We start from the raw sequence: 14,098 nt of genomic DNA, 5'->3' as shown, positions 1-14,098 counted from the left end.
GGTGGTTGGGTGTAAAAAAATGGAATATCGTATCATCGCCTCAAGATGAGGGATGAGAGTCCGAAAGCGCTTACGATATGAATTCCTGAAAATGGTTCGCTAACTAGTGATTGACAACGCCCGTAGTGAACCGAAAAAATGTTCTCCACAAAGTCTTGACTGACTCCATCCGAAACAAGTTTTTGCATCAAATTCGGGAGTGTGGTATGCTTGTTCATAGAGAGCACCTCTTGGGTTTGTTTGTGTCGTTACTCACATTCTACAGGAAAGGTGCTCTTTTTTCTATACCCTTTGGATTTTATTGGATAATCAACACGCCTGAGTTCATATATATCCTTTGATTTATGAATACCCTCAAGCAGTTTCTCAAATTCTTTCGATTCCTCATCGTTTAAATAAATATACGGTAGTTGGCAGCGTCTATCTTTAGAAACAATGCGATCTGTTTAGTGCAAAATGAAAGTACAGAGTTCTGCAACAAAAAAGTGCAGAGCTTCATGGCATAAAAAAAGGCTTGCCAGTTCCTAACCTTTCCTCTACTGTGGAAGTTGTGAACGCATAACCAAACAGTGGAGGATGGAGAGGATGCTGACAATGCCTGAAGTTAATCGTAGCAAAAAATTGCGTGAAAAGAAAGGAGACGAAAAGATGAAGGTGCTCGAGTACCGCTTTGCCACTGCACCTCTGTTTCACTTCATTGCAAGCAAATCGATGGAAGCAGGCTTGCATGTATGTGATGGACGTGGAAAGCAAACCGTGCAGTTGTTTATGAATGATGCCGCTTCCGAGAAAGGGAAGAAGCGCATCGGGGCTATACAATATGAAGGAAGCAACGATTACGCAATGAAAGAGCCTTACATTGTCAGCTGGAGGTTCGAGCGAGCGCTGCTTCCGGATGGCCTCAAACGAGACTTGGAGGCGATCACAGCGTTTCGCAGAGATCGAAACGTAGGCCCGTCCATCAATCCAAACGCTCAGTCGATTGCTTTTAAGTTTGAAGCGTTGACGGATGGCGCCAAAGAAACGATTGAGGCGATTACCGCCGTTCTTAAGAAGCATGCAAGAAGTTGAAGTGGTTACGCGCCTGTCGCTTTTTGATGGATGGGACGGTGTGGCTAAGGCGGAGGTTGAAAGGGAAACGGGGGATTGGAAATGGCGCATGTATTTCAAATGAAAACGAAACCGCATGGGTTTCAGCGGTACGACGAATTCATTCGCGATCAAGTCATAGGGATTGGCTGGCCGCTGATCGGCAATTTAGACGGCATAAGCAAAGATGAACTGAGAGAGCGATTGCGCAACGTGTACCATTATTCGGGGGCGAAGCTTGGCAACGCTCTTGGCGCGATCTGGGCGTTTGTCAATACAATGGAACAAGGGGATATCGTGTTGGTTCGTAATGGAGCATGGCTCAGCATCGGGATCATTGGCCCCTATCGCTATGTGAAACATCTCGACAATGATATCGATGGGTTTTGCCATCAACGGTCGGTTGAGTGGAAGGTCATGAATGAAAACGTTCGCTTGTATAATGAGAAGGTGCATGAAACATTGCGGCACCGGGGAGTTGTGACAAAAAGCAAATATACGGTACACGAACTTCAACTAGGGATTTAACGGTGAAGCAGGAATGTTTGAGATATATATGAAATGGTTCAAAGGTCGAAAATCGTCATTTCGTCTCACTTCCTCGCGAAGAAAATCACGGTACAATCATCAAACGGTGCAAAAGCCGATCAATCTATGGAAACGGACGAAGGATGGGCGCCTTGTGTTCGTCCGCATCTTACAGCCTGGGGAAGTGTACCGCGTCTACGGGTATGATGCGCGCTTCGGCGGGCAGTACGCGGTCGGCGGCGGGTATTACGTAACAGACATTGACACGCACATCCGCTATGAAACGCCGTCAAAGGAGAAGTTGAAGTTGGTGAATGGGGAGTAAGCAAGAAAGCAAGGCTGTCCGAATGAATGGGGCAGCCTCGCTTTTTGCACGTTATTGTTCACTCGTGACCGTAACCGCCAACCCGTCCGCATCATAGGAAAGGGCAATCACAAGGCCGTCTTTGTGAAATGCGAGTGCAGGCGGGTAGCCTTGGCCAGAATCGGACTGTTCATACTGGTTTCCAAATAGCGTGATGAGCTGTTGTTTCAAATTGTTATAAATCGCTGTGAGCTGATCGTTTGTATACTCCTGGCCGGCATCGAACGAGTAGCCGTAGAAGGCAAGCTTTCCGTTCTCAAATCCATAGACGAGCAGCGTATGATATCCGAAAAGAGAAGTCGAATAGACCCAGGCTTGGCCGCCGTCTATATTTTCTTGTAGGATAAATTTTGCGGTTTCCAACTTCTTGACTTGAGAAGTGGACATGCCGAGTTTTACTCCACGGAACAGCTGTTCCATTTTAACTTGATTGAGTTTTGCTTTGGAAGGAGTTTCGTATTTTACCCGGGCATCGCGATCGACATAATATCCGCCGCCTAAACCTAACATGCCAGGTTTAAACGTGTAAATGCGATAGACTCCGCCGGCTTTTAACGTTTTTATGTAAACTTTCTTCTCTCCTTGTAACTTATAAAGCTCGGTATCTTTCAAAACAGTTAATTTGCCGATCTGTCCCTGCACCAATTCCATGCCATTCCACCAAACTTTTGCTTGCGCATCGTGGGCGTGAAATGGCGACAGAAGGATTCCGGCGCTTAGCGCTGAGACTGCTAGAAATTTTTTCATGATCTTCATAAAGTATGCTCCTCTCTCACGAAAATGGAAGAATAATATGATCCATTTTAACCTATATTTCGCCCCTTAGCCAAGTGGGTGCGAAGCTTGTTTGACGAAATTTCGACATTTGCACAGCCAAAGCGGCCTCTTTTTCGTTGAAATCATTCTTTTTTCTCTTTTCTTTTGACGGAAAGACCTCTATGATGAAAGAAAAAGAGAAAGGAAGGAGCGGGCGGAAGTGAGGAAATGGGTGCAGGCGGTGGCAATCGGAATGCTGTTGGCTGCGGCCGGATGGCTTTGGATGCCGAGTTCATCAATGGTCAAGGCGGAGGATTGCGGGGAGCTTGTCGGAACGGAAAAAGTGTGGTGGGACGGCGCTGAACTGAAGCCCGGACAAATCGGCCGGTTGACGGTCACAGCGCCGACAGAGCTATGGTTGTCGAACAAAGCAGTGAAGACGCTGCCAAGCGGCGCGGTGTATCGCGTGTACGCGCTAGGCGGCGGGTATTTCGAGGTCGGCCGAGGATATGCGATTAAGAACGATGCCCGCGTCCGCTATGAAACGCCGTCAAAAGAGAAGTTGGCCGCTGCTTTATGCGTGCAGCAGGCGAAGGCAAACATGGCGGATGTCACGATGAACGGGGTGGCGATCGGCGACTCACGCGCCAAGGTCGAAGCGATGTACGGCAAGGCGAAGCGGAAGACAAAAAACGCCTACGGCCTATATTGGGAGGCGTATGATCAGGGCGGTTACAAAAACTTTTTGATGGTGAGCTATGACCGTGATCGGGTGGCGGCGATGTACACGAATCAGCCGATTGTCCAAACGAAAAAAGGAACGGGCATCGGAACGGCGAAAACGGCGGTGGAAGCGCGCTACGGCCGGCCGCTCGCCTTCATCCAAAAAAAGGATGCCGTCTACAACATTCAAAATGACGAATACGGGATCTATCTTGTCAACGGCCGCTACGTCACCTTCTTTTATGACCGGTACAACAACAACCGGGTGGATGGCGTGCTTGTCGTCAATCGGGCGCTCGAGGATGAAAAGCCCGGGTTTTACGGAACGCCGACGGAGGAGCTGCGCACGGCCTATGAATATCAAATTTTTGATTTAGCAAACGCGGCGCGCCGCTTGCACGGGCTTCCGGCACTCGCGTGGGATGCGAAGGCGGCGGCGGCCGCCCGTGAACATAGCGAAGATATGGCGGTCCATCACTACTTCTCTCATACGAACTTGCAAGGCCTATCGCCGTTTGACCGCCTGAAGCGCCGTGGCATCGCGTATCGCGTGGCGGGAGAGAACATCGCCTACGGACAATACGATGCGATTTTTGTCCATGAAGCGTGGATGCACTCGCTCGGTCATCGGCAAAACCTTTTATATCCGGACTTTACCCGCCTCGGCGTTGGGGTGGCGTTCAATTCATTTCATCAACCCTACTACTCTCAAGAGTTTTATACTCCGTGACCGCGGATGATGTTTTCGCTTCTACAGGGCGTCCCAGCAGTGCTGGGACGTTCTTTTTTTTTTGGACTAAATAAATGGAAAATGATCCCCCTTTTTGTAGAAGTTTGTCGTATAATAGAATCGATTGCAACAAAATGATAGAAAGAGAGGAAAAGGGGACCAGTGGGAAAAGCGAAGAACATCATACGCATTGGGGTCGGGGCGGTGTTGGCCGCATGGACGGCGCTGCAAGCGCCAGAAGCGGATGCCGGAGCGAATGTCGTCTACTGGGAAGGCATGCGCCTTGTGCAGGGGCAAATTGGAAAATTGGAGATCGTGAAACCGATTAACCTATGGAAACGGGAAAACGGGGCGCTGACGTTTGTCCGCGTGTTGCAGCCTGGAGAACAGTACCGGGTGTATTCGTATGACGAGGCGTTTGGCGGCCAATACGGGGTTGGCGGTGGATATTACGTCACCAATATCAAAGGACATGTTGTGTATAAAACGCCGTCGAGGGAGAAGCTGAAGCTTGTCAATCCGGGGCGGTATGGAGCGAGGCAGTTGGCGGTCGGCACGGTGGTAAAGGAGGTGTCGACGCGCATCGCCTCTGGGGTGGAAAAAGAGGAAATGGAAGTCGTCGGAACGCGCGGCAAGCAGCACGTGTACAAGCTTGACATCGATACGTCGAATGAGAGGCTGGTCATTGAGACGGCGCTGTCCAATGATCAAGTGCTTGGCATTGAACCGGTGCTTGAGCAGGCAAAACGGTACGATGGCCGCGACGGAATCGTACTGGCGGCGGTGAACGGCGATTATTTCAAAGAGGATGGTTCGCCGACCGATTTGATGGTGCACCGGGGAGAGATCGTGATGACGAATACAACGCCGGCGGCGGAACGGACGATTTTTGGCATCAGCGCTGATGGAAAGCCGATGATTGGAAACCCAGATGTTCAAATTGGCGTTCGAATTGGAGAAGGAGGCTCATATCCCGTCGATGGCATCAACAAGCCGCGGCGTGCTCATCAGTTGATTTTGTACACCCCGTATTTCGCTGCCTCCACGAAAACGAACGCTCTTGGGACGGAAGTCGTGCTGACGAATGTACAAGGGGTGTTGAACGGGAATGGAACGGTCACCGGAACGGTGAAGAAAGTGGTAGTCGGTCAAGGCAATGAACCGCTTCAACCTGGAGAGCTCGTGCTATCGGGCCACGGCCGGGCGAGCGACTATTTGCGGCAGGCGAAAGAAGGGGATGCGGTGGAAATTTCCCTTCAGTATGACCAGCCCGAATGGAGTGGGGTGAGAGAAGCGCTCGGCGGCCGATACCGGTTGGTGGCGGATGGACAGGCGCAATCGTTTGCGATTGCTGGGGTGCATCCTCGCACAGCCGTCGGCATTGACCGCAACGGCAACGTCATGCTCGTCGTTGTCGATGGCCGCCAGCCTGCTCATAGCCAAGGCATGACGTTGAATGAGCTGGCCAAACTGATGCATGAGCTTGGCGCCGTCGATGCGATGACGCTCGATGGCGGCGGTTCTTCGACCTTTGTCGTCCGCCAGCCAAACGGGCAGCTCAAAGTCGAAAACAAGCCGTCTGATGGATTTGCGCGTCCGGTGGCGAATGCGCTTCTTGTTGTGTACAAAGAGACGCAAGAGAACGGGGAAAGCGAAGAAGTGCTTGATGATTTTGAGAACGAGTTGAAGTGGAATGCATCGGGCGTCAACTATGTGGGGGCTGCGGTCGAGCGGACGACAGAAAAGGTGAGAGAAGGAAAGCAGGCGCTGAAAATTTCATACGATTTCCGCGGGATGCCAGGGACATCCGGCGTCTATGCTAGTCGGGAGAAAGCGATTTGGATTTCGAAACGGCCGCAAGCGATTGGCATGTGGGTGTATGGAGACGGAAGCGGCCATTGGCTGCGCGCCCAGCTGCGGGATGGAAGCGGGCGCCGCATTTGGATCGATTTTGCCCGCCATGTCGATTGGATCGGTTGGAAATATGTCGAAGCCGCTGTGCCCAGCGATGTCGCGCTTCCGCTCATGCTGGAGATGCCGGTGCGTTATATGGAAACGGAAGCGGGACGGAAAAACGCCGGAGCGATTTATATCGACGGCCTTCGCGCCATCTTCCGCTGATGGGCGCGCCTCCCCTGCTTGCCTAGAAGAGGGAATGAACAAGGGATGTTGCTCACTAATCGAGAAAGTCCTTGCATGCTGTTCTTCTGGGCACTTGCATTTCTCTGAAAAGTATTGTATATATGTGGATAGGCAAACCGCAAGGGAGGCAAAAGCTTGACGATGGACGAACAAACGTTGTTGGAGCAGTTGCGGAAAAACCCGCCGAAGCTGGTCGGAGGATATAAAAAACAAGGATGGGCGATCAAGGTGTTGGAGAGAATCGCCAATCCGGATGTGGAAGAGGAAGGAGGCGGCCGGGTGACAGCCAAAGCAGTGCTGTGGGCGCAAGACGGCACGTATTACCCGGCTTTTTTGACAATTGACCTCAATCAACAAGGAAGAGTCGTCGGCGTCTATTTCATTGCCGAAAACAAGGAACAGTTCGATTTGATTCCGTTCGAATGGGCGAAAGAGTTTCTTGGAAAGCCAGAACAGGCCATCATTCCGTTTCGCTACCGGACGCTGAGCAAAATCGACGGGGATCAGCAGCAAACGAACTGGCCGGACTTTAGTTGATCAAGGCTGGCTCTGACAGTCAAAAAGGTGGCTGAAGAGTCGGCCTTATTTTATGCTTTGAAGGGCTTACGTTCGATTTTTTTCAGAACATATTTTCATTTTGTGTCTTTTCCAGTAAAATTGAAATACATGTTTACTATTTTCATAGATAGCAGGTGAAAGCGTGAGGAGAAAACGGAGAAAAGCATTTTCCATCATCGGATGGCTGGCGGTGTTTTGGTTGTCGTTTTCGCTGTTGGCTGTTCAGGCGGAAGCGGCCCCGTTCCCGAATGTGGAGCGGCTTGAACAGCATGCCGCCCAGCTTGAGCGGGCGATGAAAGCCAATCAATGGTCCAAGCCGTACCGTCTCTTCAACCAAATCAAACGCGATTATGAGGCGGCAAAAAAAGAAGTGGCGCGCGTGCGTCCACAAACGGCAAGGGCGCAGTTGGAAAAACGGATCGCGGCCGGAGAACAGACGATGAAAAAGGCTTCCGCCTATATCAGCGCGGTCGAAAGCGGGGAGCGATTGCGCGCCTTGACGGCCAACGTCGACCGGGCGCTGCGGACGGGGGATGTGGATGTTGTGTACGATTCCTACGGTCCGCTGGAATATCAAATTCGCAAAACAGCGATTCTCATCGGCCGCGTTCCGGGAGCGTCGCTGCGCGAAAAGATGGAAGGATGGTTTCAACGCCCGGCTTTGGCTGTCAAGCTGCGTGCCTATGATCCCATCAATATTATGAAAGCCATGGACAAGTTGCTTGATGCGTATGATGAAGGGGATATCGCGCGGGCGGAGCGGTTGCTGTCGCTTTGCGACCGGTGGCTGCCAAACGTGGTGGATGCGGCGACGCGCAAGCAGCTGGCGGTGTATATCGATGATTTTAAAGCGCCGGTTGTCTTAGATGTCGATATCGAATAAACTGGCGCATGTCGGGAGAGGAGAGACGGATATGAAGGTGATTCAGCGATGGGCGGCGGCTCTTCTATTGCTTGCGGCCTCATTTTCGGTTTGGAGTCCGCCGGCGGAGGCGGCGACGGCTCCGGCGTCAACGAAGGTGCTCGAAGAAGTGCGGGAAATTGTCCGCCAGTATTATGTGGAACCAGTGAGCGATCAAGTGCTGAAGGCGAGCACCCCGCAAGATATTGTCAAACAGCTTGACCCGTATTCTGCCTATATGACAAAGGAAGAATACGAGGAATTTTTGAAGTGGATTGATATGGAGTCTGTCGGCATCGGCGTGATGATTGAGGAAGATGAGGACGGCGTCCACATCATGTCTGTCTTGGACAATGGGCCAGCCGCCCGCGCCGGACTGCAGCCGGGCGATGTGATTCAGGCTGTTGACGGGCAGCCGGTAACGAATAAGACAATGGAAAAAGTATTGAGCTTGATCGCAGGGGAAGAAGGAACGACGGTGGCCGTAACCGTTTGGCGGCCGTCGACCGGGGAAACCGTCAGCGTCACCATCAAGCGGGAAAAAATCGACTGGCCGAACGTGGAGTTCAAACGGCTGGCAGGGAATATCGGCTATATTCAGCTATATAGTTTTGATGAGACAGCGCCTGGTGAGATCGAACGCGCCATTCGCTCGTTAAGCGGGGTGAAAGGGTGGATTTTTGACCTCCGAGACAATCCGGGGGGATATGTGGAAACAGCGCAGCAAATCGCCGGCTTTTTCCCGAATGTGAAACAGGCGTTTCAGTTGCGCGACCGTTCGAATCACCCAGAAGTGTATGCCGCTGTCAAACAGCCGGTGCAAATGACGGGACCGATCCGGCTGCTTGTCAACGCGTCGAGCGCGAGTGCGTCGGAAATGTTGGCGGCGGCGGTGAAGGAGCAAAAGGCGGCCGTTTTGTATGGGCAACGGACGTTTGGCAAAGGATCGATGCAGGAAATGTTTGAGCTGTCGGACGGCAGCATGTTGAAGTTGACCGTCGCCCACTTTTTCTCGCCAAAAGGGACGCCGATTCATCACGTTGGGGTGAAGCCGGATGTGCCGACGGTTGTTGGGAAAGAGCTGTATGCCGCTCACCGCGATTTGCTGATTGGCCAGCTGAAAGGGTATCAGTCGCTCGGCAAGCTGCGCAATGCGCCGGTCGATAAGACGTTTGTCGTCCGCTTCTCTCGTCCGCTCGCTAATACCGCGGTAAGCGGAGTAAAATTGTATCAATTAGGCGGACAGGAAGTAGCGGTGACGGCGCAAATCCGCCGGGGGACGGAGCTTTTGATCAAACCGGCAGCGAAGCTGGCCAAAGGGCAGAGCTATTTATTGGTCATTCCGCCGGTGTTGAAAAGCAAAGACGGCGTGGCGATGAAAAAAGGTGCTTACATGGAGATTCAAACCGCTGCTTCTACGAAATAAGGCCCTCCCGTCGAGATGGGTTGGATAGCTGTCGTTCTTGATGATGCAATGTTCGGCTGTTGCGTCTAAGGTTCAACGGACAACGGGAGCGCGGTCGTTTTGAACGGAACGATGCAAAGAAAGCTGGCCTCCATCGGTCGTTTGGCGACCATGGGGGCCAGCTTTTTGCCGGTTACTCCTCGCTTGATTGCGTTTCTTGCTTTTCGCTCTGTGCCGGGGAGGATGGGATCGTCACCTTCCAGGACGTCCAATCCGGTTCTGCTTTGCGCAGCAATTCCGGTGGGAAGAGGAACGTCCATGGTTTGCTGGTGTGGGCTTTCACTTCCAGATGGCACGGAAATAATCCGCGGGCGACGATATCGCCAGCATAATCCCGCACTTCAAGCGGGATTTGTTCAAAATGGATATGTTTGTCGCTGCCGTTGCGAATGAGCAACGTGACGCCTAGTTCACCGGAAGGCAGCTGTTTCGCTTCAATGCCCATGAAGTTCACCTCCCCGGGAGCGGGAGGCGGAACCGAGTCAACGAGGGCTTGCAGATGTTGGCGCTGCTTGGCCGACAGCGTCTGCTCCCAGCTTTCCTCTAGGTCGAGCCGATGCCGCGGTGTCAGTTCAAAGGCGATCTTCCATCCATCTTGAGGCAACTGATCGACGAGCTTGTCCTCGGCGGCGAACAAAAAACGCCACGGGCGGGCCGTCATCGGCGGCAGTTCGCCGAAAGCGCTCATATCAAACTCTTTGCGGGCGATCGCCGTGCCATCCTCGTCAAGCAGCAACAGGCGGATTCGTTCAAAGCGAACCGGCTTCGGCAGCGTGTTGCGCAAAATGGCGACAGCGACAAATCCATCGTTGTATTCGACCAGCTTGACGCCGGAAATGGAAATTTGGTTTGGCTGAAGCGGCGGCAGCTGTTCGTGGTAAAAGCGATAGACGTACGTTTCTTCCGGAGACAGCTGCCAGTCCGGATGAAACGACAGCGTCGTTTTCGTTCCGACCTCCGGCTGTTTGACATGTTGCGCCGGCAGCTCGGCCTCCGGTTGTGTGCGTTGTTTTCGTCGGAAAATCATAGGGAACCTCCTTTACGAGGCGGCGTGCTGCGCCGCGGTTATGGTTCGTTCGCGGCGACGGCCGCTTCGTCATCGATGACAAACTGGCTTTTCAAATAGTTCATGGCTGTGGTGCAAATGCCGGCGTCGATCGCTTGCTGCAGCGCGACGAATTCGCGGTAGGCGTCCATTTCAAAGGCGCGGTACGGATCCTCTTGGCCGTAGCTGCGCAAATGAATCCCCTCTTTTAATACATTCAGTTGATTTAAGTGGCGAATCCAGTGGGCGTCGATGGTTTCAACCATCAAATGCTTAAGCCGCATCGTTTGTTCTTCGTCGCACGGAAGATCGGCGAGCGCCGCTTCAAGCGATTGGTATTCGTCCCAAACAAGTTGGGCGATTTCTTCTTTTTGCTTATGGCGAAGATCATCAATCGGATAGGCAAACCGGAAAAAGGCACGGCGCAGCTCGTTGTGCAGTCCTTCGATGTTCCACTCTTCAAAAAAGACGTTTTCCGGACAATAACGGTCGATCGTTTGCGTGATATAACGCTGAATGTGCCGAAGGAGCTCGGACAGCACCTCTGCTTGCTTCAGCGCCAAGACGCGATCGCGCATATGGTAGATGACTTTGCTTTGTTGGTCGATCACGGTGTCCAATTTCAATAAATGCAATCGCGCCGAATAATGGGCGTTTTCGATCGTTGTTTGCACTTTTTGGACGAACTTGATCGGGTCGGGCGACACGATGAGCCCGGTTTCATCCGTCTTGACTTTGCTTTTCCATTTTTTCAATTCATCTTGATCATACAAGCGGAATAAATCGTCGTCGAGCGAAATGATAAACTGGGAAGACCCCGGATCCCCTTGGCGTCCTGCCCGGCCGCGCAGCTGCATATCAATGCGATGGCTTTCATGGCGCTCTGTGCCAATGATGTGCAGCCCGCCCAGTTCCTTGACGCCTTCCCCAAGCAAAATATCGGTCCCGCGCCCGGCCATATTGGTGGCGATCATCACTTGCCCTTTTTGCCCGGCGGTCGCGATGATGCGCGCCTCTTCTTCCTCCGTTTTGGCATTGAGCAGGTGGTGAGGGATGCCTGCTTTCGAAAACGCTGCTGACAACTGTTCCGACTGAGCGACCGATGTCGTGCCGATGAGAACAGGGCGGCCGATGGCATTCATTTTTTTCACTTCGTCAATAATTTTCCGTACTTTCGCCTCGTACGTCTGGTAGACGAGGTCGTCCCAGTCGGTGCGTCGGGATGGCTGGTTTGTCGGAATCGTAATAACGCGCAGCCGGTACGTTTGCCAAAATTCTTCTTTCGACGGCGTAGCGCTGCCGGTCATCCCGGCCAGCTTCTCATACATGCGAAAATAGTTTTGGATCGTAATCGTTGCTTGGATGTCGTTTTCTTCGGTGATTTCCACACCTTCTTTCGCTTCAATCGCTTGATGCAGGCCGTCGCTGAACGAGCGTCCTTCCATCACCCGGCCGGTGAACGGGTCAACGATCATCACTTTGCCGTTTTTGACGATGTAATCGACATCCCGCCGCATGATAAACCAAGCGCGCAGCGACTGCATCGCATGATGGAGCAGCACGTGATGCTCCCAGTCGTATAGGTTATCGATGCCAAACGCCCGCTCGATTTTTTGCGCCCCTTCTTCGGTGAGGAAAATTTGTTTTGTCTCCAAAGACCGTTCATACTCTTTTCCTTCTTCGAAGGTGCGGACGATGCGTGCCATAATCGGGAACAATTCGGCTCCGATTCCCGATTTATTGGCGATGATGAGCGGGGTGCGCGCTTCGTCGATTAAAATGCTGTCGATTTCATCGATGATGGCGTAATACAGCGGGCGCTGCACTTTATCTTCGAGGCGGTACACCATGTTGTCGCGCAAATAATCAAAGCCGAACTCGGTGCCGGTGCCGTACGTGATGTCGGCCGCGTACGCTTCTTTTTTCTCGCTGGCCGTCATTTGCGACACATTCAGGCCGACGGTTAAGCCGAGAAAGCGGAACACACGGCCCATTTGTTCGCAGTCCCGGCGCGCCAAATATTCGTTGGCCGTAATAATGTGGACGCCTTTTCCAAGGAGGGCGTGCAAGTAGCTTGGCAAAGTGGCCGCCAACGTCTTTCCTTCCCCGGTCTGCATTTCGGCGATGTTTCCTTCATGCATCGCCAATCCGCCCATCAGTTGCACGTCGTAATGGCGCAGGCCGAGCACGCGCCGCGCCGCCTCCCGGACGACGGCAAACGCCTCGGTTTTGATGTCATCGAGCGTCTCGCCGCGTTCGAGCCGTTCTTTGAAGACAACCGTTTTTTGGCGCAGTTGTTCATCGCTCAGCGAAGAAATGGTTGGTTCCCATTCATTGATTTGCGCCGCCAGCTTGGCAAGACGCTGCACGTCTCGCGCGCTTTCGTCAAATAGTTGCTTTACTTTTGCAAACATATGTCCATTCCTCTCCTAGACAGGCATGATTTACACCAAGTGCTCTAAACCTAATTATAGCACAAGATGTTTCCTGTGGAGGGAGGATGTAAAATGTGGAATCGTTCGCCGGATTGGCGCTCGAGCTTCTCGCGGCAAGGGAAAAAGAAATTTTTCATCCTTGGGGACAAAAAAGGGGTGTAAAAAAGGATTGATTTACTCATCGTATATGGTAACATAAAGATGATGTGTGTTTTCTCGATTCTACATGGCCAAGGTGATTGCTCATGAATATAGACGCGTTTGTGGCATGTCTAGCTTCTTTTATAACTGTACTGGTCATCACCCCGTTTGTGATCAAACTCGCGGTCAAAATTGGCGCGGTCGATCGGCCGAACGGGAGAAAAGTGCATACAAAAGTCATGCCAAGGCTTGGCGGATTGGCCATTTTTATCGGTGTCGCCGTCGGCTATTTTGTCGGCGGGGTGTATAAAGAGCAAGTGACGGGGATGACGGTCGGCGCCATCATCATCGTGCTCGTCGGGATGCTCGACGATTTGTACGAGCTGTCGCCAAAAGTGAAGCTGGCCGGCCAGCTGCTGGCGGCGTTCGTCGTTGTCGCTTCCGGGCTGAAGGTCGATCTTTTGACTGTCCCGTTTGTCGGCACGTTTGAGTTGGGGCTGTGGAGCTACCCGATCACCATATTTTGGATTATCGCGATTACGAACGCCATCAACTTGATCGACGGGTTGGACGGATTGTCCGCAGGCATTTCCGCCATTGGAATTGCGGCCATTGCCGTCATGGCGGGCATGGCGGGCAAAATGCTCATTTTCACGCTCTGCTTGATCATCTTGGGCAGCGTCATCGCTTTCTTGTTTTACAACTTCCACCCGGCGAAAATTTTCATGGGGGATACCGGCGCGTTGTTTTTAGGTTATGCCATTTCCGTCCTGTCGGTGCTAGGGCTTTACAAAAGCGTGACGCTCTTCAGCTTCGTCGTTCCGGTGATCATTTTGGGCGTGCCGATTTTCGATACGACATTTGCCATTATTCGCCGCATTGTGAATAAAAGGCCGATCTCGGCGCCGGATAAGTCGCATCTTCATCATCGACTGCTGGCTCTCGGCTTTTCGCATCGCAACACGGTCTTGCTCATTTATGCGTTTGGCCTGATGTTTGCCATCAGCGCGATTTTGTTCTCCGCCTCGACGTTATGGCAGTCCATTCTCATCGTCTTTGCCTTGATCGTCTTCGGGGAACTGCTTGCTGAACTGATCGGCTTGGTCAATGATCAGTACAAGCCGTTTATGACCTTTATTCGCAAGCTGCTTCGGGGAAGCCGAAAAGTATACGGAAATGACCGATAAATAGCAAATGGGCCGTTTGTGTCATGAAAGGGAC

Annotated in this window: 11 protein-coding genes and 1 pseudogene; 9 read left to right on the top strand and 3 right to left on the bottom strand. The window is 52.3% G+C overall.

Annotated elements, in window-relative coordinates; genetic code table 11:
• The first annotated feature begins 585 nt into the window (after positions 1-585).
• The 3 genes and pseudogenes from CV944_RS06690 to CV944_RS06680 form a co-directional block, all read left to right on the top strand.
• Positions 586-1,071 (top strand): hypothetical protein, encoded by a 486-nt coding sequence (locus tag CV944_RS06690; protein WP_233204975.1) that lies wholly within the window; start codon positions 586-588, stop codon positions 1,069-1,071.
• Positions 1,072-1,152: 81 nt separating this feature from the next.
• On the top strand, positions 1,153-1,617 hold the full coding sequence (locus CV944_RS06685) for a hypothetical protein (protein WP_100660173.1): 465 nt from the start codon (positions 1,153-1,155) through the stop codon (positions 1,615-1,617).
• Between the two features lie 100 nt (positions 1,618-1,717).
• Positions 1,718-1,942: pseudogene (locus CV944_RS06680) on the top strand (phosphodiester glycosidase family protein); the annotation flags it as partial.
• Positions 1,943-1,993: 51 nt separating this feature from the next.
• On the opposite strand, the gene CV944_RS06675 reads toward CV944_RS06680, so the two are convergent.
• Entirely contained in the window at positions 1,994-2,737 is a 744-nt protein-coding gene (locus CV944_RS06675) for a hypothetical protein (RefSeq protein ID WP_021321951.1), read from the bottom strand.
• A gap of 220 nt (positions 2,738-2,957) precedes the next feature.
• Between CV944_RS06675 and CV944_RS06670 the strand changes: the two genes are divergently transcribed.
• The 5 genes from CV944_RS06670 (at position 2,958) to CV944_RS06650 (ending at position 9,217) form a co-directional block, all read left to right on the top strand.
• A complete protein-coding gene (locus tag CV944_RS06670; protein ID WP_100659368.1) occupies positions 2,958-4,190 on the top strand; it encodes a CAP domain-containing protein in 1,233 nt (410 codons plus the stop codon).
• Between the two features lie 162 nt (positions 4,191-4,352).
• Complete coding sequence (locus tag CV944_RS06665) at positions 4,353-6,311, top strand: phosphodiester glycosidase family protein (RefSeq protein WP_100663993.1); 1,959 nt, start codon at positions 4,353-4,355, stop codon at positions 6,309-6,311.
• 156 nt (positions 6,312-6,467) lie between these two features.
• Positions 6,468-6,869 (top strand): hypothetical protein, encoded by a 402-nt coding sequence (locus CV944_RS06660; RefSeq protein WP_100663992.1) that lies wholly within the window; start codon positions 6,468-6,470, stop codon positions 6,867-6,869.
• 163 nt (positions 6,870-7,032) lie between these two features.
• Positions 7,033-7,773 (top strand): hypothetical protein, encoded by a 741-nt coding sequence (locus tag CV944_RS06655; RefSeq protein WP_100663991.1) that lies wholly within the window; start codon positions 7,033-7,035, stop codon positions 7,771-7,773.
• Between the two features lie 31 nt (positions 7,774-7,804).
• Positions 7,805-9,217 (top strand): S41 family peptidase, encoded by a 1,413-nt coding sequence (locus CV944_RS06650; RefSeq protein ID WP_100663990.1) that lies wholly within the window; start codon positions 7,805-7,807, stop codon positions 9,215-9,217.
• 172 nt (positions 9,218-9,389) lie between these two features.
• Here CV944_RS06650 and CV944_RS06645 read toward each other — a convergent pair whose 3' ends face one another.
• Entirely contained in the window at positions 9,390-10,283 is an 894-nt protein-coding gene (locus CV944_RS06645) for an accessory Sec system S-layer assembly protein (protein WP_100663989.1), read from the bottom strand.
• A gap of 38 nt (positions 10,284-10,321) precedes the next feature.
• Positions 10,322-12,715 carry an accessory Sec system translocase SecA2 gene (gene secA2, locus CV944_RS06640; RefSeq protein WP_100663988.1) on the bottom strand — a complete coding sequence of 798 codons (2,394 nt, stop codon included), beginning with the start codon at positions 12,713-12,715 and terminating at the stop codon, positions 10,322-10,324.
• Between the two features lie 266 nt (positions 12,716-12,981).
• Here secA2 and CV944_RS06635 point away from each other — a divergent pair, with 266 nt between their 5' ends.
• Positions 12,982-14,064 carry a glycosyltransferase family 4 protein gene (locus CV944_RS06635; protein ID WP_011232639.1) on the top strand — a complete coding sequence of 361 codons (1,083 nt, stop codon included), beginning with the start codon at positions 12,982-12,984 and terminating at the stop codon, positions 14,062-14,064.
• The last annotated feature ends 34 nt before the right edge of the window (positions 14,065-14,098 follow it).

The sequence above is a fragment of the Geobacillus sp. WSUCF-018B genome, from assembly GCF_002809985.1.
In the GTDB taxonomy this organism is placed as follows: domain Bacteria; phylum Bacillota; class Bacilli; order Bacillales; family Anoxybacillaceae; genus Geobacillus; species Geobacillus thermophilus.
The sequence above is the reverse complement of the archived record's forward strand: the minus strand, read 5'-3'. Positions and strand labels throughout refer to the sequence as shown.